The 24324-nt window shown below is 71.6% G+C and carries 26 protein-coding genes; 13 read left to right on the plus strand and 13 right to left on the minus strand.

The genetic code is table 11. The features are described 5' to 3' along the window. Positions 1–940, plus strand: a 940-nt coding sequence (locus ACTHMF_RS03255) for a substrate-binding domain-containing protein (RefSeq protein WP_440316276.1), incomplete at its 5' end; no start/stop codon positions are given. A gap of 321 nt (positions 941–1261) precedes the next feature. Here ACTHMF_RS03255 and ACTHMF_RS03260 read toward each other — a convergent pair. The 5 genes from ACTHMF_RS03260 to ACTHMF_RS03280 are packed head-to-tail and all read right to left on the minus strand — an operon-like array spanning position 1262 to position 3801. Continuing rightward, positions 1262–1798, minus strand: coding sequence for a DUF6328 family protein (locus ACTHMF_RS03260; protein ID WP_440316277.1), 537 nt, complete (start codon positions 1796–1798; stop codon positions 1262–1264). Beyond that, the gene (locus tag ACTHMF_RS03265) at positions 1795–2175 is read right to left on the minus strand and encodes a hypothetical protein (protein WP_440316279.1); all 381 of its coding nucleotides are present in this window, start codon (positions 2173–2175) and stop codon (positions 1795–1797) included. The genes ACTHMF_RS03260 and ACTHMF_RS03265 overlap by 4 nt, the downstream gene beginning before the upstream one ends. Before the next feature lie 38 nt (positions 2176–2213). After that, the gene (locus ACTHMF_RS03270) at positions 2214–2519 is read right to left on the minus strand and encodes an AzlD domain-containing protein (RefSeq protein ID WP_314146224.1); all 306 of its coding nucleotides are present in this window, start codon (positions 2517–2519) and stop codon (positions 2214–2216) included. Then, on the minus strand, positions 2516–3259 hold the full coding sequence (locus ACTHMF_RS03275; RefSeq protein ID WP_440316280.1) for an AzlC family ABC transporter permease: 744 nt from the start codon (positions 3257–3259) through the stop codon (positions 2516–2518). Before ACTHMF_RS03275 ends, ACTHMF_RS03270 begins: the two co-directional genes overlap by 4 nt. Beyond that, the gene (locus tag ACTHMF_RS03280; RefSeq protein ID WP_314146226.1) at positions 3256–3801 is read right to left on the minus strand and encodes a TetR/AcrR family transcriptional regulator; all 546 of its coding nucleotides are present in this window, start codon (positions 3799–3801) and stop codon (positions 3256–3258) included. Before ACTHMF_RS03280 ends, ACTHMF_RS03275 begins: the two co-directional genes overlap by 4 nt. Positions 3802–3892: 91 nt before the next feature. Here ACTHMF_RS03280 and ACTHMF_RS03285 point away from each other — a divergent pair, with 91 nt between their 5' ends. Further along, positions 3893–5131, plus strand: a complete 1239-nt coding sequence (locus ACTHMF_RS03285) for an MFS transporter (RefSeq protein WP_440316282.1) — start codon at positions 3893–3895, stop codon at positions 5129–5131. Here the strand turns inward: ACTHMF_RS03285 and ACTHMF_RS03290 are convergent. Together ACTHMF_RS03290 and ACTHMF_RS03295 are read right to left on the minus strand one after the other, a co-directional pair. Further along, on the minus strand, positions 5115–6134 hold the full coding sequence (locus ACTHMF_RS03290) for an NADPH:quinone reductase (RefSeq protein WP_440316283.1): 1020 nt from the start codon (positions 6132–6134) through the stop codon (positions 5115–5117). The genes ACTHMF_RS03285 and ACTHMF_RS03290 overlap by 17 nt on opposite strands. Before the next feature lie 32 nt (positions 6135–6166). Further along, on the minus strand, positions 6167–7354 hold the full coding sequence (locus ACTHMF_RS03295) for a MarP family serine protease (RefSeq protein ID WP_314146229.1): 1188 nt from the start codon (positions 7352–7354) through the stop codon (positions 6167–6169). Between the two features lie 119 nt (positions 7355–7473). Between ACTHMF_RS03295 and ACTHMF_RS03300 the strand changes: the two genes are divergently transcribed. Beyond that, positions 7474–7677 carry a hypothetical protein gene (locus tag ACTHMF_RS03300; RefSeq protein ID WP_440316285.1) on the plus strand — a complete coding sequence of 68 codons (204 nt, stop codon included), beginning with the start codon at positions 7474–7476 and terminating at the stop codon, positions 7675–7677. A 9-nt stretch (positions 7678–7686) separates the two neighbouring features. Here ACTHMF_RS03300 and ACTHMF_RS03305 read toward each other — a convergent pair whose 3' ends face one another. Further along, positions 7687–7812 carry a hypothetical protein gene (locus ACTHMF_RS03305; protein ID WP_440316286.1) on the minus strand — a complete coding sequence of 42 codons (126 nt, stop codon included), beginning with the start codon at positions 7810–7812 and terminating at the stop codon, positions 7687–7689. 20 nt (positions 7813–7832) lie between these two features. Then, on the minus strand, positions 7833–8537 hold the full coding sequence (locus ACTHMF_RS03310; protein WP_440316287.1) for a copper resistance CopC family protein: 705 nt from the start codon (positions 8535–8537) through the stop codon (positions 7833–7835). Positions 8538–8643: 106 nt separating this feature from the next. On the opposite strand from ACTHMF_RS03310, the gene ACTHMF_RS03315 reads away from it, so the two are divergent. The 9 genes from ACTHMF_RS03315 (at position 8644) to ACTHMF_RS03355 (ending at position 20578) form a co-directional block, all read left to right on the plus strand. Beyond that, positions 8644–9891 (plus strand): ROK family transcriptional regulator, encoded by a 1248-nt coding sequence (locus tag ACTHMF_RS03315; protein ID WP_440316289.1) that lies wholly within the window; start codon positions 8644–8646, stop codon positions 9889–9891. Positions 9892–9901: 10 nt separating this feature from the next. After that, positions 9902–10336, plus strand: coding sequence for a DUF1905 domain-containing protein (locus tag ACTHMF_RS03320; RefSeq protein ID WP_440316290.1), 435 nt, complete (start codon positions 9902–9904; stop codon positions 10334–10336). Between the two features lie 172 nt (positions 10337–10508). Next, the gene (locus ACTHMF_RS03325; RefSeq protein ID WP_314146234.1) at positions 10509–11861 is read left to right on the plus strand and encodes an extracellular solute-binding protein; all 1353 of its coding nucleotides are present in this window, start codon (positions 10509–10511) and stop codon (positions 11859–11861) included. Continuing rightward, positions 11861–12826: a carbohydrate ABC transporter permease gene (locus ACTHMF_RS03330; protein WP_314146235.1), complete on the plus strand. Its 966-nt coding sequence runs from the start codon at positions 11861–11863 to the stop codon at positions 12824–12826. Before ACTHMF_RS03325 ends, ACTHMF_RS03330 begins: the two co-directional genes overlap by 1 nt. Continuing rightward, complete coding sequence (locus ACTHMF_RS03335) at positions 12826–13662, plus strand: carbohydrate ABC transporter permease (protein ID WP_314146236.1); 837 nt, start codon at positions 12826–12828, stop codon at positions 13660–13662. The genes ACTHMF_RS03330 and ACTHMF_RS03335 overlap by 1 nt, the downstream gene beginning before the upstream one ends. A gap of 29 nt (positions 13663–13691) precedes the next feature. Beyond that, positions 13692–16685 carry an alpha-mannosidase gene (locus tag ACTHMF_RS03340; RefSeq protein ID WP_440316291.1) on the plus strand — a complete coding sequence of 998 codons (2994 nt, stop codon included), beginning with the start codon at positions 13692–13694 and terminating at the stop codon, positions 16683–16685. A gap of 119 nt (positions 16686–16804) precedes the next feature. Next, a complete protein-coding gene (locus ACTHMF_RS03345; RefSeq protein WP_440316292.1) occupies positions 16805–17461 on the plus strand; it encodes a response regulator transcription factor in 657 nt (218 codons plus the stop codon). Continuing rightward, positions 17458–19179: a hypothetical protein gene (locus tag ACTHMF_RS03350; protein WP_440316293.1), complete on the plus strand. Its 1722-nt coding sequence runs from the start codon at positions 17458–17460 to the stop codon at positions 19177–19179. Before ACTHMF_RS03345 ends, ACTHMF_RS03350 begins: the two co-directional genes overlap by 4 nt. Before the next feature lie 256 nt (positions 19180–19435). Further along, positions 19436–20578 (plus strand): hypothetical protein, encoded by a 1143-nt coding sequence (locus tag ACTHMF_RS03355; protein WP_440316294.1) that lies wholly within the window; start codon positions 19436–19438, stop codon positions 20576–20578. 48 nt (positions 20579–20626) lie between these two features. Here the strand turns inward: ACTHMF_RS03355 and ACTHMF_RS03360 are convergent, their stop codons facing one another. Next, positions 20627–21802, minus strand: a complete 1176-nt coding sequence (locus tag ACTHMF_RS03360; protein ID WP_440316295.1) for an RtcB family protein — start codon at positions 21800–21802, stop codon at positions 20627–20629. A gap of 302 nt (positions 21803–22104) precedes the next feature. Continuing rightward, entirely contained in the window at positions 22105–22560 is a 456-nt protein-coding gene (locus tag ACTHMF_RS03365; RefSeq protein WP_314146242.1) for an Lrp/AsnC family transcriptional regulator, read from the minus strand. An 84-nt stretch (positions 22561–22644) separates the two neighbouring features. On the opposite strand from ACTHMF_RS03365, the gene ACTHMF_RS03370 reads away from it, so the two are divergent. Beyond that, the gene (locus ACTHMF_RS03370) at positions 22645–23265 is read left to right on the plus strand and encodes a LysE family translocator (RefSeq protein ID WP_314146243.1); all 621 of its coding nucleotides are present in this window, start codon (positions 22645–22647) and stop codon (positions 23263–23265) included. 33 nt (positions 23266–23298) lie between these two features. Here the strand turns inward: ACTHMF_RS03370 and ACTHMF_RS03375 are convergent, their stop codons facing one another. Together ACTHMF_RS03375 and ACTHMF_RS03380 are read right to left on the minus strand one after the other, a co-directional pair. Then, entirely contained in the window at positions 23299–23958 is a 660-nt protein-coding gene (locus ACTHMF_RS03375; protein WP_440316296.1) for an NUDIX domain-containing protein, read from the minus strand. Between the two features lie 23 nt (positions 23959–23981). Further along, positions 23982–24314 carry a YciI family protein gene (locus ACTHMF_RS03380; protein ID WP_314146245.1) on the minus strand — a complete coding sequence of 111 codons (333 nt, stop codon included), beginning with the start codon at positions 24312–24314 and terminating at the stop codon, positions 23982–23984. Positions 24315–24324 lie beyond the last annotated feature (10 nt).

Consider the following 24324-nt stretch of genomic DNA (forward strand, 5'->3'; position numbering starts at 1 on the left):
GTCGGAGAACTGGGTGCTCGCCGGTGGCCTGTTCGAGAACGGGCTGAAGGAGGCGGGCTTCAAGGGCGACGTCCAGTACGCCGGTGGCTCGGGCGTCTCCGACCAGCAGTCGCAGATCCAGTCGATGATCACCAACGGCGCCAAGGTCGTCATCATCGGCGCCGTCGACGGCGGCCAGCTCGCCGCGCAGGCCAAGGCCGCGCACGACGCCGGCGCGACCGTCATCGCGTACGACCGCCTCATCCTCAACACCAAGGACGTCGACTACTACGTCGCGTACGACAACGAGAAGGTCGGCGAGCTGCAGGGCCAGGCCCTGCTCGACGGCATGAAGGCCAAGTACCCGGGCAAGAAGAACTACAACATCGAGCTGTTCTCCGGTTCGCCGGACGACGCCAACTCGAAGGTCTTCTTCGACGGCGCGATGAAGGTCCTCGAGCCGAAGATCAAGGACGGCACGCTGAAGGTCGTCTCCGGTGAGACCGACATCAAGCAGACCGCGACCCAGGGCTGGCTGCCGCAGAACGCGCAGACCCGCATGGACACGCTGCTCGCCAAGAGCTACGGCTCGGCCGAGCTCGACGGCGTGCTGTCGCCGAACGACACCCTGGCCCGCGCCATCATCACCTCGGTGAAGGGCGCAGGCAAGCCGGTCCCGATCGTCACCGGTCAGGACTCGGAGGCCGAGTCGGTCAAGTCCATCATGGCGGGCGAGCAGTACTCGACCATCAACAAGGACACCCGCAACCTGGTCAAGCAGGCCATCCAGATGGTCAAGGACCTGCAGCAGGGCAAGAAGCCCGAGACGAACGACACCACGTCCTACAACAACGGTGTGAAGGTCGTCCCGGCGTACCTGCTCAAGCCGGTCATCGTGACCAAGGAGAACGCGGCCAAGGCATACGCCAACGACCCGACCCTGGAGCCGCTGACCAAGTAAGGTCAGTCCTCACGCACCGAAGGCCGGTCCCGCTGGGGCCGGCCTTCGTCGTGCCCACCCTGTGTGTGCCCATTCGGTACAACCCGCCCTGCGCGAGCACCCTCGGGACGTACCGAACGGGGACAGTCGCGATGGGCCGAGACGAAAAGAGGGGCCGGAGCGGTTGTGCACCGCTCCGACCCCGTCCCCCGGATCCTTCCCCCTGGACCGGTCTGTCCCCCTGGCCGAGCCTGGTTAACAGGGTAAGAACGGGGTGCGGTGGCGGGCATCAGGGCTGCCACGGATTCCGGCACCGTGCGGACTCGTACCGATCGGACGGTTTCAGGCCGGACGACCGCTGGTCCCGCTCGTCCCGCCTTGCTTGCCGCGCAGCCGGCGGAGGACGACGGCCGGGAAGACGACGAGCAGCAGGATCAGCACGAGCAGCACGGCGCAGCCGGCGACGATCGCGGGCGCGCGCCCCAGGGTCACGTCGAAGACGAAGAAGACGACGCCGGAGGTCAGCAGCGCGACCAGGGCCAGCGTGATCCGCAGCAGCCGGTTGGCGATCGAGACGGTCTCCACCTTCTCGTGATGCCGGAACAGCTCACGGTGCAGGGCGACCGGCGCGAGGCCGAGCGCCGTGCATCCCGCGGCGAGCGTCACGAGGACGAGGTAGAAACCCACCTGGAACCCGTCCAGCTGCGAGAACCGCTGCTGGAACGCGATGGCGAGTAGGAAGCCGCTGATCAGCTGCGTCCCGGTCTGTGTGACGCGGAGCTCCTGGAGGATCTCGTTCCAGTTCCGGTCGGCGCGCTGGGTCTCGCTCTCGGGCCGCCCGTCCTCCGGGTCGACGTCGGGTTCGGGAAGCTGCGTCATCGCTCCATGCTCGCCCCACTCGTGCGGCGACGCAATGCCGCCCGGTAGAACCGCACCAGCTCGGCCGCGCTCGGCCGCTGGGCGGCCATCGCCTCCGCGTTCACCCGCTTGGACGCCATGTGGTGCCGCCAGGACTCCGCGGCGCAGCGGTGATCCCAGGCGACGCCGGCGGCGGCCTCCAGGCTGCGGCACCAGCCGATCAGCTCCCTGCCCTGGGAGGCGGGGGCCCAGGTGACGACGCGATACCAGACATCGGGGCGGTTCGGGTCGCCGAAGGCGAAGCGCCGGACGACGGCGTATGGAGCGCCCGTTGCGCCCTGGCGGAGCGTCCACTCGGTGGGAGTGGCGTTCGCCACGGGGTGCCAGGATGCGCTCACGGCAGAACGTTACGGAACGCCGCCGACACCGGGCCCGCTCAGGTGACGAGCCGGATGAGTGCGGCGACCACCGCCGCTGCGGGCACCACGACGATGAACGGCACGCGCAGCGCATAGAGGCCGGCCGCGATCGCGACCGCCGGGAGCCGCGCATCCAGCTGCAGCGACTGGCCGGCGCCGAAGGTCTGCACGCAGATCAGCGCGGCCAGCAGGGCTGCCGTCAGCAGATCGCTGATGCGGGCGACGGTCGGGTGGTCGAGCGCCTTCGGCGGCACCAGCCAGCCCGCCGCCTTCAGGGCGAGCACGGCGATGGAGCCGAGCAGGATGACGTGCCAGGTGGTCACGGCTCCACCTCCCGCTCCATCGGGACCGGGTCGGGATGCGGAGGGTCGTCCCTGCGTCCGAACCAGTTGAACGCGCCGACCAGGATCGCGACGACGGCCGCGGCGAGGACCGGGAGGCCGGGCATCAGGAACGGCGTCAGCAGGGTCGCGACGAAGCCGGCTGCGACCGCGACCGCCTGGGTCTGTCTCGCCTTGAGCCGCGGCCAGAGCAGGCCGAGGAAGGCGGCGGCGGCCGCGGCGTCGAGACCGTAGGCCTTCACGTCGCCGATCAGGTTGCCGAGCACCGCGCCGAGCAGGGTCATCAGGTTCCAGCCGACGTAGACCACGAGGCCGGTCACCCAGAAGCCGATGCGCTGCGCCCGCGGCTCGGTCTGCGCCGTCGCGACGGCGGTCGACTCGTCGATCGTGAGCTGCACGGCGGCGGAGCGCCGCCAGAACCCCGGGCCGATGATGCGGGAGAGGCGGAGGGCGTAGAAGGAGTTGCGCACGCCGAGCAGGGCGGCGCTGGCGATCGCGGTGCCGCCCGCGCCGGCGCCTCCGGAGGCGAGCACGCCGATCAGGGCGAACTGCGACCCGCCGCTGAACATCACGAGGCTGAGCACGCAGGCCTGCCACACGTCCAGGCCGGAGGCGGTGGCGAGCGCGCCGAACGAGATGCCGTAGGCCGCGGTGGCGATGCCGACAGCCCATCCCGAGCGTGCGGCGGCCCGTTCCTGGGTGGTGCGATCCGCTCCGCTCACCGGAACAGCCGGGCGACGACCGTCTCGGCGGTCGTGTCGTCGAGCGTCCACGGCTGGAAGATCACGCGGTAGATGATCGGGGCGACCACCACATCCATCACCTCGTCCTCGGTGAGCGTCGACTCCGGGTGCCTGGCCAGCAGCAGGCCGGCCTCGGTGCGGCGGTTGCGCAGGCAGTCGGACTGGCGCTCGCCCGCGGCTCCCGCACCGCCGCGCAGCAGGGCGGCGTTCACCGGCTTCCGGAAGTGCGTCACGAGGCCCTGCGCCCAGTCGGTGAGGTCGTCGCGCACCGAACCGTGGTCGGCGAGAGGACGGTCGGGGTCGAGGTGGTACGTGGCGATGTCGTTGATGAGGGTGGGCAGGTCTCCCCAGCGCCGGTAGATGCTGGTCGGGTTGACGCCGGCGCGCTCCGCGATCATCGGCACGGTGACGCGCTCGCTGCCCTTCTCCTTGACGAGCTCTTCGACAGCCCGGCGGACGCTGTGGATGACCGCGGCACTGCGTCCGCCCGTCCGCTTCGACGGGGTGGTCGTACTGGTCATGGGAATAGCTTAAAGCAAATTCTGTTGCTTTTCGGTGGGGAGCCGATCTATAGTCCGTTAAAGCAATCAGATTTGCTTTAGGAGGCCCGACATGTCCACAGCCGAGCAGACCTGCCCGACGGGAGCCGCTCCCGCCGTCCGTCTACCCCGCTCCCGCCGGCTGCGCCCGGCCGCGGCCTTCACGGGCACCGCGCTCGCCTTCGTGGCCGTGGCGCTCGCCGTCGGAGCGCCCAGCCCGCTCTTCGTCCTCTACCAGCAGGAGTGGGGCTTCCCGTCGTGGCTGCTCACGCTCGCGTTCGCCATCTACGCGGTCACTCTGCTCATCACACTCCTGGTGGCCGGGTCGCTCTCCGACCACATCGGGCGCCGCCCGGTGCTGATCGGGGCGCTGGCGCTGCAGGTGGTCGCGATGCTGATGTTCCTGTTCGCGACGGACATCGGCTGGATCATCGGAGCCCGCTCCGTGCAGGGCGTCGCGACCGGCGCCGCGATGAGCACCTTCACCGCGGCACTCGTCGAGCTGGCGCCCGAGCGTCAGAAGAAGCTCGGGGCGACCATCGGCAGCACCGCGCCGGTCGGCGGAATCGCGCTCGGCGCGTTCTTCACCGGCCTCGCTGTCCAGTTCACGGCCCAGCCGACGACCCTCGTCTTCGCCAGCCTCGCGCTGCTTTTCGTGGCGGGCATCCTCGTCGTCGTCGCGTCCCCGGAGACGGTGCGCGCCCGGCCCGGCGCCGTCCGCTCGCTGATCCCGCGGCTGCTCGTGCCCCGCGCGGCGCGCTCCGAGTTCGTCTCGGCGATCCCGCTGTTCGTGGCGACGTGGATGCTCGCCGGGCTGTTCATCGGGCTCTCGCCGTCCATCGTGCACGGTCTCTTCCACCTCGACTCCGGACTGCTGAACGGCGCCATCGTCGCGGTCCCGCCCGCGGTCGGCGCGGCGGCGGGACTGCTGCTGACGCGAGCGCCGGCGCGGCCCACCACGATCTGGGCGATGGCCGCGATCGTGGTCGGCGTCACGATCGCGGGAACCGGCATCGCGCTGGAGACGCTTCCCCTGCTGTTCGCCGGCGCGGTGGTGGCGGGCGCCGGGTTCGGGGCCGGCTTCTCGGCGATGCTGCGCATCCTCGCTCCGCTCGCGCCGAACGACCAGCGCGCCGAGCTGTTCGCCGGGATCTTCCTGGTCAGCTATCTGGCGTACGGCGTTCCGGCGCTCGCCGCGGGCGAGCTCATCGCGGCCGTCGGCCTGCTGCCGACCGCGCTCGGCTACGTCGTGGCGATCGCGGCAGCATCCGTCGTCGCGCTCACGGTGCAGGCGGTCAGGCGACGTCGATGAGCACCTTGCCCACGATGCCGTCCTCGACGGCGTCGTGGGCGGCGGCCGTCTCGGCCAGCGGGAAGCGGGTGAGCGGGAGGCCGTGCTCCGCGCCGACCGGCAGCGCGCCGGCCGCGGCCGCCGCAGCCACCGCGCGGACGGCGGCGTCCTTCTGCTCCGGCGTCACCGTGTAGGTCAGCACGAACTGCCAGCGCAGGTTCTTCTGCATGCTCGGCCGGATCGGTACGGAGGCCTCGGTGACGCCCGGCGCGTCCGCGTAGCTCGCGATCGTCGCTCCGCGCCCGGCGACCTTCGCATCCAGCTCGGCGTTGGCTCCGACGTTGACCTCGACGATCACGTCGACGCCCCGCGGGGCGAGCGCACCGATCGCCTCCGCCGTGTCCGGGTCGGTGTAGTTGACGACGTGGTGCGCGCCCGCCGCACGCGCGAGCTCGGCCTTCTCGTGGCTGCTGACGGTCGCGATCACCGTCGCGCCCGCCCAGACGGCCAGCTGGATGGCCGCGTGCCCCACCGCGCCGGCGCCGCCGGCGACGAGCACGGTCCTGCCGTCGAGCGAACCAGGGCTCAGCTCGGCCGGCGCGTGCTCGTACGCGGTCAGCGCACGGTGCGCGGTCAGCGCCGGGATGCCGAGCGACGCGCCGACGTCGAAGCTCACGCCGTCCGGCAGCGGGACCACCTGGCGGCGCGGCAGGACGACGAGCTCCTGCGCGGTCCCGTCCGGCCGCTGGTAGGCGGCGTCCCACACCCACACGCGATCGCCGACGGAGACGCCGTCGACGCCGTCGCCGACCTCGTCGACGACCCCGGCGCCGTCCTGGTTCGGCACCTGCGGCCGGGGAAGCTCCGCCGGGCCGCTGCCGCGCCGCGACTTCCAGTCCGTCGGGTTCACGGCCGAGACGTGGATGCGCACGCGCACTTCGCCCGCGCCCGCGTGCGGCTCCTCCCGCTCCCCGAGGACGAGCACATCCGAATCGCCGGTCGCGGCGTAGCTGACAGCCTTCATGGCTCCAGCCAACCACGCACGGCGCGGTGTTGTCAGCCCGCCGAGCAGGCTCCCGAGCTGATCGGAGCGGAGCCGACGGAGCTGAGCACCGGACGGAGCTCGTCGAGGGTCAGCGCGTATCCGGTGTCGGCGTCCGAGGTGGAGCGCGCGAACACGACGCCGGCGACGTCGCCCGCCGTGTCGAGCAGCGGGCCACCGGAGTTGCCGGGGCGGATGCTGCCGCGCAGCGAGTAGATCTGACGCTCCACGATGCCGCTCTGGTAGATGTCGGTGCCGCGCGCGGTCAGCTGGCCGCGGACGCGCTGCGGGCTGATGGTGAACGGGCCGTCGCCCGGATAGCCGGCCGCGTACGCCTGGTCGCCGGCGGCGAGGTCCTCGCCGATCTGCAGTGGCTGGGCGCTCAGGTCGGTGACGTCGAGCACCGCGAGGTCGCGCTCGGGGTCGAAGGCGACCAGCGTCGCCCTGTCCACCCCGCTGCCGTCGCCGGAGCGGACGACGATCGACGAGGCGCCCGCGACCACGTGCGCGTTGGTGACGACGCGGCCGCGCTGGACCACCCAGCCGCTGCCCTCCGAGTCCACACCGCACGCGGGCTTGGCGGCGAGCACGGTGACGACCGAGTCCTGCGCGCGGGCGACGGCGGCCGGGACCGCGCTGTCAGGCGCGTCGATCGGCGAGATCGGCTCGCCGCCGGCGAAGACCTTCGGGAGACCAGCGCTCGCGAGCGCGTCGTCGACCGCTCCGAGGACCGTGGACGACGGCATGGGCGCGATGCCGTTGAGGGTCGCGACGACCCGAGATGAGTTGGCGGCCTGGACGACCGTCGCCAGGCTCGTCGCCATCGCGAAGCCCGCGACCAGCCAGACGACGACCGCCCAGGTGACCAGGCCGAGCACCGCGCCGACCAGCGAGTCCAGCCAGCGGATCGGGCCGTGCCGGAGCACCTTGCCGAGCAGCGATGCCAGCGCGGCGGCGACGGCGTAGACGACGCCCGCGCAGACGAGGATGACGATGGCGGCGACGATGGAACGCTGTGTGACGCCGGTGAGGCCCGATCCTGCCATCCAGTCGACGACGACGGGCGCGAGCATCAGCCCGAGCGCGATCCCGAGACCCAGTCCGACCAGCGAGCCGGCGGCGCGGATCGCCCCGTTGCTCCAGCCGGCCGCGATCGCGAGGACGGCGAGCACGAGCAGCACGACGTCGACAACGATCTCCACCAGCCCAACTGTGCCCCACCTTTCTGGGGGCAGCCTGGGGCGTCGGTGAGCATCCTCTGGCGCTTGCCTCCGCGAATCCCCGGGGCTACCGTTCGTGCCCCGACCACAGAGGAGGAACCATGACGGACCCCACGGAGCGCGGCGACCTCGACCCCGGCGAGCGGGAGATGACGAGCGCCGACCTCACGGCGCACGACCCGGAGCACGGGCAGGAGCCGGGCGGCCAGGAACCGGAGCGGGAAGGCGAGGAGGAGCCGTCGCTCCAGGAGCACCACAACGCCCAGACGGAGGAGGACACGGTCTCCGGAGGCGCGCCGGACTGAGTCCGGGGGTCAGTGGCCCTCTGCGTCGTCGTCCTCGTCCTCGTGTGCGTTCTCGTCCGGCACGGGGAGCGGCTCCGGCACGATGTCCGGATCCATCTGCCACTCGGGGACCGGCTGGTCCTTGTCGTCGCTCATGCGGGCACCATACGCCGGGGTCAGTCCTCGCGCGAGCCGTCCCCGGATCCGGCGTCGGCCGCTCCCGCCGGCGGCTTCCTGCGGGCCGTGAGGACGACGATCAGCACGCCAGCGATGGCGAGCACGACGATCGCGACCGCGATGCCGATGACGAGGCCGACGTTGCCGGAGTCGGCCGCCCGGGTCGGCTGCGGGGTGGAGGCGGTGGCCGTGGCGGTGGGGCCGGGCGTCGCTCCGGCCTGGGTCGTCATCGTCGGCTCGGGAGTGGCAGAGGGCGTGGCGGTCGCGCCGCACGGCGAAGACGGCGCGCCGGCCGCCGCCGCCGTGCCGGCCGGCGGGGTGTAGCGGAAGCTGTACGAGTCAGAGACGGTGTGGCCGTCGGCAGAGACCACCTGGTAGCTGACCGTGTACCGACCGGCGGACCCCAGCGCGACCGGTGCCGACACCACTGTGTCCGCGATGGTCGGGCAGCCGGTCTCGAAGTGCGTGCCCGCGCCGTCGGGGCCGGTGACCGTGAGCAGGCTGCCGCTGCCGTCGCCGCCGAGGTCCAGGACGCGGTCGTTGAAGGTGAGCGAGACCGTGGAGAGCGCCGACGAGACGGTGGAGTCCGCGGCCGGGTCGCTGGAGACGAGGTAGTCGTGGGCGGAGGCGGCGGCTGCGGGGACGACGACCAGGGCGATGGCCGCGGCGACGCCGGCGGCCGCGGACAGGAGGCGGCGGCTCATGGTCGAAACCCTACGCGAGTGCACTGGCCGACCGCTGTGCACGCGACGGGGACAGCCCAGGCGGTATGTATTGTACGAGGGACACGAGCGGCCGGAGGGAGGACGCGTGCCCAGAGGAGCGAACCTCCCCGCGATCGCGGCGTTCAACGAGACCGTCGTGCTCGATGCCGTGCGCCGCTCGGCGGACGGCCTGAGCCGCGTCGAGCTCGCGGCGACCACCGGCCTGTCCGCCCAGACCGTGACGAACGTGACCAGGCGACTGCTGCGGCAGGGGCTGATCCGGGAGGCGGGCAAGCAGAGCGAGGGCAGCCCGGGCAAGCCGCGCACCATCCTGCGGCTGGATCCGGCGGGAGCGTACGCGGTCGGCGTGCACCTGGACCCGACCGTGATCGCGTGCGTGCTGCTCGACCTGGAGGGCGGCATCGTCGCGCACGTGCACCGGCCGTCGCCGCCCGACGGGGACGCGGTGACGACGCTCGCCGCGACCGTGGACGCCATCCACGAGGTGCTCGCGACGCCGGGCGTCGGCGCCGAGCGCGTGATCGGGGTCGGCGTCGCCGCCCCCGGACCGATCGACGCGGACACCGGCGTCGTCGTGCGGCCGCCGCTCATCCCCGGCTGGAACGACTTCCACCTGCGCGACGAGCTCACCGCCGCCACCGGGCTGCCCGCGCTGGTAGCCAAGGACGTGACCTGCGCTGCCGTCGCCGAACGCTGGCGGGATCCGGCCGGCGCCTCGCGGGACTACGCGTTCGTGTACTACGGCACCGGCGTCGGCGTCGGGTTCGTGCTCGGCGGCGAGGTGTACACGGGCTCGACCGACAACGCGGGCGACGTCGGTCACGCGCTCGTCGATCCCGGCGGCGCGCTGTGCGCGTGCGGACGGCGCGGCTGCTACGGCGAATCGGTGCGGCCGTACCGGCTGGTGATGCAGGGGCTGTGGGCGGGCGTGCTCACCCCGCCGGCGGGCGTCGCGGTCGCCGACGGCGAGGACGTGCACCTCGACGTGGAGACGGTGGATGCGCTCTTCACCCGGCTGACGGCGGCCGCGGACGCGGGGGACGAGCGGGCGCAGGCGATCGTCGACCGCAGCATCCGCAACTCGGCGTTCTACCTGTCGAACCTGACCGCGCTGCTCGACCTCGACCGGGTGGTCTACGGCGGGCCGTCGTGGTCCCGGGTCGAGCGCCGCTACCTGGAGCTGCTGCCGCAGCGCCTCGCCGAGATCGACATGGACATCCTCACGCATCCGGTGCGGGTCGGGTCGAGCGCGGTGGGGGAGGACGTCGCCGCGGTCGGCGCGGCGGCGCTCGTCCTGGACGGGACCTTCTCGCCGCGGGTGGGGCTGCGCTAGGTTTCGCAGCATGGAGTTCCGGGCGATCCTGCAGCTGGACGGTGCGACGGCGACCGGCATCGAGGTGCCGCCAGAGGTGGCGGAGGCGCTCGGGGGCGGCGGGCGCATCCCGGTGCGCGCCACCGTCGCCGGCGTCGAGTACCCGAGCACGGTCGCGACGCTGCGCGGGGTGCTCAAGCTCCCGGTCAGCGCGGAGGTGCGCACGGCTGCGGGGATCGCGGCCGGCGACGAGGTGCTGGTGTCGCTCGAGCGCGACGACCAGCCGCGCGTGATCGAGGTGCCGGACGATCTCGCACAGGCGCTGGACGCCGCGGGCGTCCGCGAGCGCTTCGACGCGCTCTCGGCGAGCAACCGCAAGCGGCTCGTCCTCTCGGTCACCGGTGCCAAGGCGGCGGAGACGCGCGCCCGCCGGGTCGCGAAGGCCGTGGACGAGCTGACCGCGTAGGGGCGGCGGCGGGCGATCGCGCGGCCCTCCGGTCGCGCCCTTCCGCGTGCCCCGACCGAGGGACATACAGAAAATGTCCTGACAAGCATTGCGCCGTAAATCAAATTGATTTATAAATTACGGAGAGTCCGGCGGCGCTGAGAGCCGCGGACATCAATGCAAAGGAGCATCGATGAAGCGAAGCAGGGTCCTGGCCGCCACGGTGGCCGCCGCAGCACTCGTCGCGCTGGCCGGATGTTCGTCCTCGTCCGGCGGCGGCGACGGCAAGTCGATCAAGGTCGCCTTCCAGGACTTCGGGTCCGACATCATGGCCAACTTCATGACGAAGGCCAAGACCGACTTCGAGAAGGCCAACCCCGGCACCAAGGTCACGCTGGTGCCGATCAAGGCGGCCGAGAACGACTACTACACGAAGCTCTCGCTCATGAACCGGGCGGCCACGACGGCTCCCGACGTCATGTCGGAGGACACCTTCCTGATCCGCGCAGACGCGCAGGCCGGCTACCTGGCCCCGCTCGACTCCTACGTCTCCAAGTGGTCCGACTGGTCGAACTTCTTCGACAACGCCAAGGACGCGGGCAAGGGCGACGACGGCAAGGTGTACGGCATCCCGACCGGGACCGACACCCGCGGGCTCTGGTACAACAAGCAGATCTTCGAGAAGGCCGGCATCGCCACCCCGTGGCAGCCGAAGTCGTGGGACGACGTGATCAGCACTGCCAAGAAGATCAAGGCCGCCGTCCCCGGCGTGATCCCGCTCAACATCTTCTCCGGCAAGGCGGCGGGCGAGGCCAGCTCCATGCAGGGCTTCGAGATGCTGCTCTACGGAGCGAGCGAGAAGGGCCTGTACGACGACTCGAACGGCAAGTGGATCACCGGGTCGAAGGAGTTCGTCGACTCCCTCGACGTGATCAAGGAGGTCTACCAGGGCGGCCTCGGCCCGAGCCTCGAGGTGACCAGCGACACCAACTACCAGAACACGATCAACAACCAGCTCGTGCCGCAGGGCAAGCTGGCGATCAACCTCGACGGGTCGTGGGCGTCCAACGCCTGGCTGCCGACCGGCGCCACCCCGTGGGCCGACTGGGACAAGGTGATGGGCACCGCCGCCATGCCGACCAAGGACGGGCAGGACCCGGGCACGATCAGCCTCTCCGGCGGCTGGACCTTCTCGATGGGCTCCAAGAGCAAGGCCAAGGACACGGCGTGGAAGTTCATCACCTTCCTCACCGACAAGGAGCGCTCGCTCGAGTACAACATCAACACCGCCGGCATCCCGGTCCGCAAGGACGTGGCCGACGACCCCAAGTACAAGAGCTCGAACCCGACCTCGGAGTTCTTCTCCTCGCTGGTCGCCGTCACCAAGTTCCGCCCGGCGACGCCCGACTACCCGAAGATCTCCAACGGCATCCAGGTCGCCATGGAGTCGGTGATGACGGGGCAGGCCTCGCCGGCCGACGCCGCCAAGACCTACGACGACACGGTCGTCGGGATCGTCGGTAAGGACAAGACGGAGTCGAAGTAGTGACCTCCACCATCGACGCCGTCACCGCGGACGCGCGCGGCCGGACCAGCTCGGTCCGGCCGCCGCGCCAGCGGGACAAGGCACGTTCGCGCGCGCACGCCCGCCGATCGCTCGCTCGGTCGGTTCCCCTCATCCCCGCCATCGGACTGCTGGTCGTTTTCCTGCTTGGGCCGATCCTGTCCTCGTTCTACGGCTCGTTCACCGACATGTCGCTGACCGGCTCGGCGGCGGCGTCGAGCCAGTGGGTGGGGCTGCAGAACTACATCGACCTGTTCAAGAGCCCCGACTTCCCCGTCTCGGTCTGGCTGACCCTGGTGTTCCTCATCGGCTCCGCCGTCATCGGCCAGAACGTGGTCGGGATGGTGCTGGCGCTGCTGATGCGCTCCGGCAGCCGCTGGGTCGGCGCCCTCGTCTCCACGTTCGTCGTCGGCGCCTGGGTGCTGCCGGAGATCGTGGCGGCGTTCGCCTCCTACGCGTTCTTCAGCCAGCACGGCACGCTGAACGCGCTGCTCGCCCTGTTCGGGATCACCGGGCCGTCGTGGCTGTTCGCCTTCCCGATGCTCTCGATCATCCTCGCCAACACCTGGCGCGGTGCGGCCTTCTCGATGCTGGTCTACTCGGCGGCGCTGCAGGAGGTGCCGCCGGAGATCACCGAGGCCGCCGAGGTGGACGGCGCGAACGGGGTCAAGCGGTTCTTCCTGGTGACCCTGCCGATGATCCGGCGCAGCATCTCCACGAACCTGATGCTCATCACGCTGCAGACGCTCTCGGTGTTCACCCTCATCTACGTGATGACCGGCGGCGGACCCGGCAACAAGAGCATGACCCTGCCGGTGCTCGCCTACCAGGAGGCGTTCAAGTTCTCGGAGCTCGGCTACGGGACCGCGATCGCGACCATCCTGCTGCTGGTCGGCGCGGTGTTCGCCATCGTGTACGTGCGCGCCCTCAAGACGGAGGTGGACTGATGAAGCTGTCATCGCCCAACGGCGTCGCCCTCAAGTGGACGGCGAACATCCTGCTCCTGCTCATCGGCGTCGTCTTCGTGCTGCCGCTGGTGTGGGTGGTGCTCGCGTCCTTCGACGGCAGCGCGACCCTCTCCGTCGCGTGGCCGAAGCAGTGGACGCTGGACAACTTCCAGAAGGTGCTCACCCCTGAGCTCTCCTTCCTGCCGCTGTGGAACAGCCTGCTGCTGTCGGCGGGGTGCGCGATCGTCACGGTCGTCGTCGCCGTCCTCGCGGCCTACCCGCTCTCGCGCTACCGGAACCGGTTCAACCGGCCGTTCCTGTACGCGATCCTGTTCGGGACGTGCCTGCCGATCACGGCGATGATGGTGCCGGTCTACAGCCTGTTCGTGTCGCTCAACCTGATCGACTCGCTCGGTGGGACCATCCTGTTCATGGCCGCGTCGTCGCTGCCGATGGCGATCTGGATGACGAAGAACTTCGTCGACTCGGTGCCGATCTCCCTCGAGGAGGCGGCCTGGGTGGACGGCGCTTCGAGCATGAAGACGCTCTGGACGGTCGTCGTCCCGCTCGTGCGTCCCGGGATCGCCGTCGTGTTCATCTACGTGTTCGTCGCGGCGTGGGGCAACTTCTTCGTCCCGTTCGTGCTGCTGCTGAGCCCGGAGAACCAGCCGGCCGCCGTGAGCATCTTCACGTTCTTCGGCCAGTACGGCGCCGTCGCCTACGGGCAGCTCGCCGCCTATTCGCTCATCTACTCCGTCCCCGTCATCGCCCTCTACGTCATCGTCTCCCGCGCGCTCGGCGGTTCGTCCGCGCTCGCGGGGGCGGTCAAGGGCTAGCCCGTTCCCCTCTTATATAAGGAGACCCGTTGTATCAGCAGAACCAGCTCGCCGAGCTGCGGATCGACCGTTTCGTGCGCGAGCGCCTCACCCCCGCACTGGAGCGCGCCGCCGTGCCGGTCTCGGTCCAGGCGTGGGAGGTGCCGGACGAGCCGGTGCCCTTCGCGCAGGCGACCGCGAACGATTTCGCGCCGTTCGAGGTCGGCCGCGCGTGGGGACGCCCGTGGAGCACGGTGTGGTTCAAGGTGACGGGCACCGTCCCCGCCGAGTGGGAGGCGGCGGCGGACGACGTCGAGCTGGTCGTCGACCTCGGGTTCACCGCCGGGCAGGTCGGGTTCCAGGCGGAGGGGCTGGTCTGGGCGACGGACGGCACGATCGTGAAGGCGCTGGAGCCGTTCAACTCCTATGTGCGTCTGCAGGCGAAGCCGGGGGAGTCGTTCGAGCTCTTCGTGGCGGCGGCGGCCAACCCGGACGTCGGCTCCGACTGGTCGTTCGCACCGACGCCCGTCGGCCGCAAGAGCACGGCGCCGCAGACGCCGATCTACACGCTGCGGCGCGTGGACGTCGTGCACCGCGACCGCGAGGTGTGGGAGCTGATCCAGGACATCTTCACCGCGCGCGGCCTCGCCGCCGTGCTGCCGGAGACCTCGCCGCGGCGCGCATCCCTGTTCACGGCGCTCGAGGCGGCGGTGGAGGCGGTCGACCCGTCCGACGTCGCCGGAACGGCCGCCCGCGGCCGGGAGGCGCTCGCAGCCGTGCTCGCGTCGCCCGCGAGCGCGACCGCGCACCGGGTGTTCGCGGTCGGCCACGCCCACATCGACTCCGCCTGGCTCTGGCCGGTGCGCGAGACGATCCGCAAGTGCGCGCGCACCTTCTCCAACGTGCTCGACCTGATGGACCAGGACCCGGACTTCGTGTTCGCGTGCTCGTCCGCCCAGCAGTTCGCGTGGATGAAGCAGTTCTACCCGGAGCTGTTCGAGCGCATCCGGATCCGGGTGGCGGAGGGCCGCTTCGTCCCGGTCGGCGGGATGTGGGTGGAGTCGGACACCAACATGCCGGGCGCCGAGGCGATGGCCAGGCAGTTCGTGGAGGGCAAGCGGTTCTTCCTGGAGGAGTTCGGCTACGAGCCGAAGGAGGTCTGGCTGCCCGACTCGTTCGGCTACTCCGGCGCGCTGCCGCAGATCGCGCGCGAGGCGGGGATGGACCACTTCCTCACCCAGAAGATCTCCTGGAACGAGGTGAACACCTTCCCGCACCACACCTTCGACTGGGAGGGCATCGACGGCACGCGCATCTTCACGCACTTCCCGCCGGTGGACACCTACAACTCCATCCTGTCGGGGGAGGAGCTGGCGCACGCCGAGCGGAACTTCCGCGACAAGGGCAGGGCGAACACGTCGCTCGTCCCGTTCGGGTTCGGCGACGGCGGTGGCGGTCCCACCCGCGAGATGGTCGCTGCCGCCTCCCGGACCGCGGACCTGGAGGGCTCGCCGACGGTGCGCGTCGCCTCGCCGGCGGCGTTCTTCGCGGCCGCGCGTGAGGAGTTCGACCCGGCCCCGGTGTGGGCGGGGGAGCTCTACCTCGAGTTCCACCGCGGCACCTACACGTCGCAGGCGCGCACGAAGCAGGGCAACCGGCGCAGCGAGGCGCTGCTGCACGAGGCCGAGCTGTGGGCGGCGACGGCGGCCGTCCGCACCGGCGCGGCGTACCCGGCGGAGGAGCTGCGGGAGGCCTGGCGCACGGTGCTGCTGCAGCAGTTCCACGACATCCTGCCCGGCTCGTCGATCGGCTGGGTGCACGACCAGGCGGTGGAGAACTACGCGACGGTCGCCGCCTCGCTGGAGGGCATCATCGCCCGGTCGCTCGCCGCGCTCGGCGCGGACGCCGGAGAGCAGCAGGGCGTGCTGGCGAACGCGTCGCCGTATCCGGTGGACGGCGTGCCCGCGGGCGGCGCCGGCGTCCCGGTGCGCGCGGGCGGCGTCCGGCTGGAACGCGACGGCGACGGCTTCCGGCTCGTCAACGACCTGGTCGCGGTCGTCGTCGACGCCGACGGCCTGATCCCCTCGATCGTCGACGCGGCGAGCGGCCGCGAGGCGGTTCCGCCGGGGACCCGGGCGAACGTCCTGCAGCTGTTCCGGGACACCCCCGCCCAGTGGGACGCGTGGGACGTCGACATCGAGTACCGGCTCTCCGGCGAGGACCTGACGGGGCTGGACACGCTCGAGGTCGCCGCCGAGACGGACGAGGCGGTCGCGCTGCGCATCGTCCGGCGGTTCGGCGCGTCCACCGTGACGCAGACGCTGACGCTCGCGGCCGGCTCGCCCGCCGTCGAGATCGAGACGCACGTCGACTGGCACGAGCGGCAGCGGATGCTGAAGCTCGCCGTCCCGGTGGATGCGCACACGGCCTCGGCGCGCTCGGAGATCCAGTTCGGTCACATCGAGCGGCCGACGCACACCAACACGAGCTGGGACGTCGCCCGCTTCGAGACCAGCGCGCACCGCTGGGTGCACGTCGGCGAGCCGGGCTTCGGCGTCGGCGTCGCGAACGACGCGACGTACGGGCACGACATCACGCGGCACCCCCGCGAGGACGGCGGGACGTACTCGCTGATCCGGCAGACGCTGCTGCGCGCACCGCTCTTCCCCGACCCCGAGGCGGACCAGGGCGAGCACACGCTGCACAGCGCGATCGTGGTCGGCGGTGTGGAGGCGGCCATCGAGACCGGGTACCGGCTGAACCTGCCGCAGCGTCCCGCCGCGGCACCGGTCGAGCCGCTCGTCGTCTCCAGCGACCCTGCCGTGGTGATCGAGACGGTCAAGCTCGCCGAGGACGGCTCCGGCGACGTCGTCGTCCGCGTCTACGAGGCGCACGGCACGCGCGCGACGGCGACGCTGACCGCGAGCTTCGACCACGAGCGCATCGTGCGCACCGACCTGCTGGAGCGCGAGACCGGCGACGGCTCGGCCGAGCTGTCCCTGCGCCCCTTCGAGCTCGTCACCCTGCGGTACGTCCGCGGGTGACGCCCGACCGCCCGCCCCGGGCCGCGCGAACCCCGGGGCGGGCAACCCTCTTCTCGTGCTCCCGAATTGGGGTGCACCCGCCGATCGAGCGCGTCCCGCGGCCGGGCTAGTCTTTCCCCGTGGTGGACACCTGGAGGCGGCGCGTGCTGGTGGTGGAGGACCACGCCCTCATGCGTTCCCTCGTCGCCGACGCCTTCGGGCAGCGGGGATTCGAGGTCACGGCGTCCCCCTCGGCGGTCGAGGCGCTGCGCCTCGCCGACGAGGCAGACCCCGACCTCCTGGTCACCGACATCGACCTCGGCTCGCGGCCGAACGGGGTCGAGCTCGCGACGATCCTGCGCGAGCGCGCACCGCATATCGCCGTGCTGTTCCTGAGCAACGTCTCGCGGGAGGCGGCCGCCGCGCAGGCGAAGGACACCGTCGCGGGCGCCTCCTTCGTGAACAAGGGCGCCATCGCGTCGGTGGACGAGCTGGTGGACGCCGCCGAGGCGGTGCTCGCCGACCGCCCCGTCGCGCACCTCGCGGAGGGCAGCGGCGCCCAGGCTGCGCTGCTGCGGCTGAGCCCCGCACAGCTGGAGACCACGCGCCTGCTCGCCGCCGGCCTCACCAACGCCGAGATCGCCCGCCGCCGTGGCGTCTCGGTGCGCGCCGTCGAGAAGAGCGTCGAGCGTGTGTTCCAGGCCCTCGGCCTCTCCGCGGGCGAGCACACGACGCCGCGCGTCGCAGCGGCGACGCTGTACACCGCCACGTACGGCGACCCGGACTCCGGCGTATGACCGCCACGGCCCGCGCCGAGTCCGCCGGAGCGCGCACCCGGCGGCTGATCGCGCGCGCGACCGGACCGTCGGCGATCACCTGGTGGACGTGGCTCGTGACGGCGCCGTTCGCGCTGACCGTCATGTCCGGCCTGCAGTACGTGGCGAACGGCCCGTGGGCGGTCGTCGCCGTGGCCTCGCTGCAGCACGCGGCCGTCGGCGGCCTGCTGCTGTGCGGGAGCGCCCTGCTGCGGATCACGTCGCCGCGGGCGCGTCCCTCCGTCGTGCTGCTGATCTTCGCGCTCATCGGCGCGCTCCGCCCGCTGCTGTTCCTGGCCTCCGGCGCCGCGCTCGGCATCCCGGTGCGGGCGGGCGACCTGGCCGGCCGCATCATGATCAACCTCGTCGTGACGGTCACGGTGTTCGCGCTCATCGCGGTTGCGGTGGACCTCGTCCGCGATCATCTCGGCGTGTACCGGCGGCTGCGGGCGGCGCGTTCCGCCTCCGCGCGCGACGCCGAGCAAGCGGCGGAGCGCATCGGGGAGCTCCGCGGTTCCGCCGTGGACGACGTGCTCGGCCAGCTCGAGACCGCGACGGAGGCGGCGGCGGAGCACGGCATCCAGGCGCAGGACGCCGCGCGGCTGCTCCGCGCGCTCGCCGAGGAGGTGGTGCGCCCCGCCAGCCACCGGCTGTACGAGGACGAGGACGCCCAGCCGGACGCGGCGGCCGGCGACGCCAGGGTCTCGAACCGGGACTGGGTGGTCTCGGTGCTCGGCGGGATGCGCGCGGCTCCCCCGCTCCTGCTCGCCCTGCTCTATGCGGCCCTCGTGACGCCGTTCGCGATCCAGCAGTACGGCATCGTCGTCAGCCTGCTCCCGCTGCTCAGCGGTCTGCTGGTGGTCTGGCTGGCGAACGCGGTGCTGGCGCGGCTCGTCGAGGTGACGGTGCGCCGCTGGCGGCTGCTCGTCCTCGTGACCGGCTACCTGCTCATCGGGGTGCTGCTCTCGGCGACGAGCGACCTCGTCGTGCGCGCGATGGGCCACGACCCGCGGCTGGTCTGGTTCGAGTCGGCCACCTACGGGGTGATCGCGATCGGCGTCGCTCTCGTCGCCTCCCTGTCCGCTCGCGTCCGCCAGGACCAGAGCGAGCTCGAGGCGGCGCTCCAGGCCAACATCCAGTCCGCGGCCCGGATGCGCGCGGACTACGAGCACGAACGCGCCTCGCTCGCGCGGCTGCTGCACTCCGGCGTCCAGGCCGAGCTGATCGCCGCCGCGCTCGCGCTCGGCGCCGCCAGAGGCGGCCGCCCGGAGGAGGACGCGTCCGCGGAGCTGCGCGCGGTCGTCCAGCGCATCCGCGCCGAGCTGCTCGCGCCTCCCGCCGAGCCGGACGCGGCCGACCGGGTGGCCGCGCTCGTGGAGAGCTGGCGGTCCGCGATCCCGCTGCGCACCACCATCGGCGACGGCGTCTGGGACCGGCTGCGGGAGCCTGCGCGGGCCTCCGCCGTCGTCGACGCCATCTCCGAGGGGCTCGCGAACGCGGTGCGGCACGGCGACGGGACACCGGTGAGCCTGGAGGTGCGCCCGGACCGCCCGTCCGGGGTGGAGGTCGTCGTCACCTCCGGCGGCGCGCTCGCGTCCGCTCAGCCCGGGATCGGTCTGCGACAGCTCTCAGAACGCGGCGCGGTGACCCTGCACGAGAGCGGCGCGGGGCGTGTGGAGCTCGCGGTCGCCATCCCGTAGCGCGGTGTCGTAGCAGCCGTACCAGGCAGCGGGCCACGCGGATGGCGGGCATACGTTTGCAGTGATCGGCAACCCGCATCCGATTCGATCACGGATGGGGTGCTTCTGCGCGACCCGAACGCGCGGTATGCGCCCCCTCCGCGGATCCATTCGTCTGCATTGATAGAACGTCCAGGCGAAATAGGGTAGAAATGGTTGGGTACCTCCGGCGCCCGCTCGTGGGCGTCCCCCCTCCGACCCCCCAGGGAAGACCAGTTTGACCGAGTCCACGGCCCCTCTGCGCTCTCGCCGCAGCTATCGGGCACCCGTCGTCATGGACGTGGACGAGCGTCAGGGCCTGTCGGCCGATCCGGTCAACGACTTCACCAGTGCGGACTCGCTGGAAGCCGCTCCCGCGGCTCCCGCCCCCCTCAGCCGTCGCGCCGCCCTCGAGGCGGAGCGCTCGCGCGGACGGGCGAAGGCCGAGGGGCGCCAGCGCGAGGTGCGCCAGCGCGTCGTCGTGAAGCCGTCGCGTCCGGACCGCAGCGCGCTGAAGGCGGCGAAGGCGGAGGCCGCCCGCACCGAGGCCGCCCGCTCGCACGGTCCGTCGGTCGCCGACCCGGCACGGCCGGCGCACCCGCAGAGCGGCATCTACCGGCGGCTGCACGTCGGCGACCGCCGCCGCTGGGGCTTCCACACCGTCGTGCTGCTCGCGCTCACCGCGTTCTTCGGCACCGCGGCGCTGCCCGCCTACGCCTATACCGGCGAAGGCTCGACCATCGGGAACGCGAAGACCGCGCTCGCCGTGCAGACGCTGACCGGCGGCACCAACACGGTCGCCCAGGTCGTCGCCCGCGAGGGCCTCAGCATCGAGGAGAGCCCCGCCGCGCTCGACTCCACCACCAACGACTCCGTCTCGCCCACCGTGCAGGCGCTCGCCGTGCAGCTCATGGGCGCCGTCGCCTCCGGCCGGCTGGTCGGCTCGACCCCGAACCACATCCCCGAGATCGCGAACCTGGCCGAGGGCAAGGTCGTCCCCGGCTGCGGCGTCGACTACCGCGTGCTGCAGGCGATCTCCGTCGCGCTCGACAACTTCAGCCAGGTGGGCGTGAGCGACATCAACCGTCGCTGCACCGGCCAGATCGAGGGCGCGGGCACCGAGTCGGCGCACTACGCCGACGGCGGCGGCCACGCGGTCGACTTCTACCTCCTGAACGGCCGCCCGCTCACCGGCGGCGACGAGATGTCGCTCCAGCTCATCCACGTGCTCGACCCGCTGGTCCCGAACGGCACCGGCCTGGGCCAGGTGGAGTGCCGCGCCTCGATCAGCCTGGACAACTTCAAGCCGTTCAGCGACACCTGCAACCACGTCCACATCGACTTCCTCAAGTCGGACGGCGCAACGCTCCGCTACGGCTGAGCCGGGGCGCGCGGGCCGCGCCGCCGCAGCGACACGACCCGCGGACCCTCAGTCGCCCTTCACGTTGACGAGCTGACGCAGCGTGTGCCGGATCTCGACCAGGTCGGCCGCGTCCGCCATCACCCGGTCGATCGGCTTGTAGGCCTGCGGGATCTCGTCCAGGAACGCGTCCGTGTCCCGGAACTCGATACCGGTCATCGCCTCACGCAGCTGCTCGTGCGTGAACGTGCGCCTCGCCGCCGAACGCGAGTACTGCCGCCCCGCCCCATGCGGGGAGGACTCCAGCGCCAGCGGGTTGCCGAGGCCGGAGACGACGTACGACGCCGTGCCCATCGAGCCGGGGATCAGCCCGAGCTGCCCGGGCCTGGCCGAGATCGCCCCCTTGCGGGACACCCACACGTCCTTGCCGAAGTGGCGCTCACGCTCGGTGAAGTTGTGGTGGCAGTTGATCCGCTCGAGCTCCTCGACCGGGGTGCCGAGGTGCTCCGCCGTCTGCCGGATCACCCGGTCCATCATCTCCTCACGGTTCAGCAGCGCGAAGTGCTGGGCCCAACGCAGCTCGGCGATGTACGCGTCGAACTCCGGCGTCCCCTCCACGAGGTAGGCGAGGTCCCTGTCCGGCAGCTCGATCCACCACTTCGCCATCAGCGACCGGGCGACCTGGATGTGATGCCCGGCGATCCGGTTGCCGACGCCGCGGGACCCGGAGTGCAGGAACAGCCAGACCGCGTCGTCCTCGTCGACGCTCACCTCGATGAAGTGGTTCCCCGAGCCGAGCGAGCCGAGCTGACGCTCCCAGTCCTTCACGTACCGGGCCGGGTCGAAGCCGGCGTCGGCCGCGAGGGCGGTCAGCTCCTCCACGCGCGGCTCCGCCGTGGCGACGACGCGGTTGTTCTTGCCGCCGGCCGACAGCGGGATCGCGCGCTCGATCGAGCGGCGCAGGTCCGAGAGCGGTGCGCGCGCGGTGGTCAGGTCCGCGCGGCGGAACTGCGTGCGCACCGCGATCATCCCGCAGCCGATGTCGACCCCGACGGCCGCTGGCATCACGGCGCCGAGCGTGGGGATGACCGACCCGACCGTCGCGCCGAGGCCGAGATGCGCGTCGGGCATCAGGGCGACGTGCGGGTGGATGAACGGCATCCGCGAGGTGGCGACCGCCTGGTCCCTGGTGTTGTCCTCCAGCAGGGAGGCCCAGTTGAGCAGGCGGTTCGAGATTCTCTCCATTGTCCTTTCGTCTCTTCTCGATGGGTCCGGGACGGCCCGCGAACCCCGAGTGGACGGGAGGACGAGAGGACAGCCCCGGGTGAACGGCCGGGGCTGAGCGGCATCCGTGGATGCGGTGCTACAGACCCCGCGAGCGCTGGTCACTGCGGAGGGCGCGCTGTTCGCGCTTCAGGTTCGCGAGGTATCGCATCCTGATCCCTTCCGTCATGAGCGCTGCTCGGGGCCGTCTGCGCCGGTCGGCGCAGGGTTCCAGACTCTACACGCTGCGAGGGCCGTGAGTCCAGGGCGGGTTTCCGCAGGCGCTAGGGCAGCGGAACCGCGGCCCCCGCGCCGAGGCGCTTCATGACCAGGGTCGAGGAGACCCGCTGGATGCCGGGCAGGCCGCCGAGCGCGCCGTCGAAGAGCTCCTGGTATGCGGCGAGGTCCGGGGTCAGCACGCGCAGCATGTAGTCGGGGTCGCCGAACAGCCGCTCGGCCTCCACCACGTTCGGGATGGCGACCACGGCCTCCTCGAACGCGCCGACCGTGTCCGGGTCGGTGCGGCTGATGGTGACGAACACGATCGCCTCGAACGTGAGGCCCACCGCGGCGGGGGAGACCACCGCGCGGTACTGCTCGATCACGCCGGACTGCTCCAGTTCGCGCACGCGGCGGTGGCACGCGGACAGGCTGAGGCCGACGCGTGCGGCGAGTTCGGTGACGCTGATGCGGCCGTCCTCCTGCAGTGCAGAGAGGATCTTGCGGTCAAGACTGTCCATGCGAACGATTCTCCCGCGCAACGCCGTGTTACGCGCGCAGAAATCGAAGCACTTCCCGCGAAGTTTTGCGTATCTTCTTCGACCATGGACCTCTCCCTCGTCGCGCAGTTCTGGACGCTCGCGGTGCTGCTCGCGCTCACGCCGGGCGCCGACTGGGCGTACGTGATCACCGCGGGGCTGCGGGCGCGCTCGATCGCGCCGACCCTGCTCGGGATGCTGTCTGCCTACGCGGTGCTCATCACGGCGGTAGCGGTGGGGGTCGGCGCGCTGGTGACGCAGTACCCGATCGTGCTCACGGTGCTGACCGTCGGGGGCGCCGCGTACCTGATCTGGCTGGGCGTCAACGCGCTCGTCCGCCGCGCCGAGCCGGTCGGCCCGCACGGCGAGCCGATCGCCGGGAGTGCGACCGCGCAGTTCCTGCGCGGCGCCGGCGTCAGCGGGTTCAACCCGAAAGGCCTGCTGCTCCTGCTCGCCCTGCTGCCGCAGTTCACGAGCCCCGGCGGGATGCCGCCGGCGGCGCAGATGCTCGTCCTCGGCAGCCTGCACCTGGTCGACTGCGCCGTCGTCTACTCGCTGGTCGCCGTGCTCGCCCGCCGCATCCTGCGCACCCGCCCGCGCGCGCTCGCCATCGTCGCCAAGGTGTCCGGCGCCGCGATGGTGCTGATCGGCACCGCCCTGCTCGTCGAGCGGTTCATCCCCGGCTGACCCGGATGATGGGGCAGACACGGCCGGCCGGCCTCACCTGCCGAACAGCGTGAGCGCGGCCCACTGCAGCAGGATCACGGTCTTGCCGTCCGCGATCCGGCCGTCGGCGATCATCGCGAGCGCGTCGTCGTAGCCGATCGTCACCGCTTCGATCTCCTCGCCCTCGTCCGCGACGCCGCCACCGCCGGCGATGTCCGCCGGTCGGTAGGGCGCCGCGTAGAAGTGCACGCGCTCGGTCACGGAGCCCGGGCTCATGTAGAGGTCGAACAGGTGCTCGAGCTCGCCGATGCGCACGCCGAGCTCCTCGGCGGCCTCGCGGCGGATCGCCTCCTCCGGGGCGTCTCCGTCGAGCAGGCCGGCGGCCGTCTCCACGAGCATCCCGTCGGGGTGGCCGTTGACGTAGACCGGGAACCGGAACTGCCTGGTCAGCAGCAGGGTGCGCGCCTCCGGGTCGTAGAGGAGCACGGTCGCGCCGTTCCCGCGGTCGTACGTCTCCCGCGCCTGCGTCGTCCACGAGCCGTCCCGGGCGCGGTAGTCGAACGTGGTGCGGCGCAGGACGTGCCAGCCGTCGGAGACCACCTCGACATCGGTGACACGGACGCCCGGGTTCCCCGACAGCTCCCTTCCCGTCCGATGGAGGCCGGTGCGGCCCCTGCTGTCCGGGTGGTCGTGGCCTGGCCGCTCGTCGCTCATGGCGCGAGCCTATCCGGCCAGCCTCAGGGCCGGATGTACGAGCCGATCACCTCGCGGACCTCCACTCCGGCGCCCTGCCAGGTGGCCGGGTTGCGCCGAGCGATGGCCAGGGCGGCGTCGAGGTCATCCGCCTCGACGATGCCGATGCCGGCGATCAGCTCCTTGGTCTCGATGTACGGGCCGTCGGTGACGCCGTCCTCGCGCACGGCCTTCGCCGCCTCGTTCGCCGCGAGCGCGTACGCTCCCGTGAGCGCGCCCTCGCGGATGAGGTCCTCGGCGTGCTTGTCGTGCTCGGCGAGCTCCTCCTGCGTTCCTTCGTGGCCGTCTGCGTAGATGATGATGGCGAACTGGGGCATCGTCTGTTCC

The organism is Leifsonia sp., assembly GCF_051955155.1.
GTDB lineage: Bacteria > Actinomycetota > Actinomycetes > Actinomycetales > Microbacteriaceae > Leifsonia.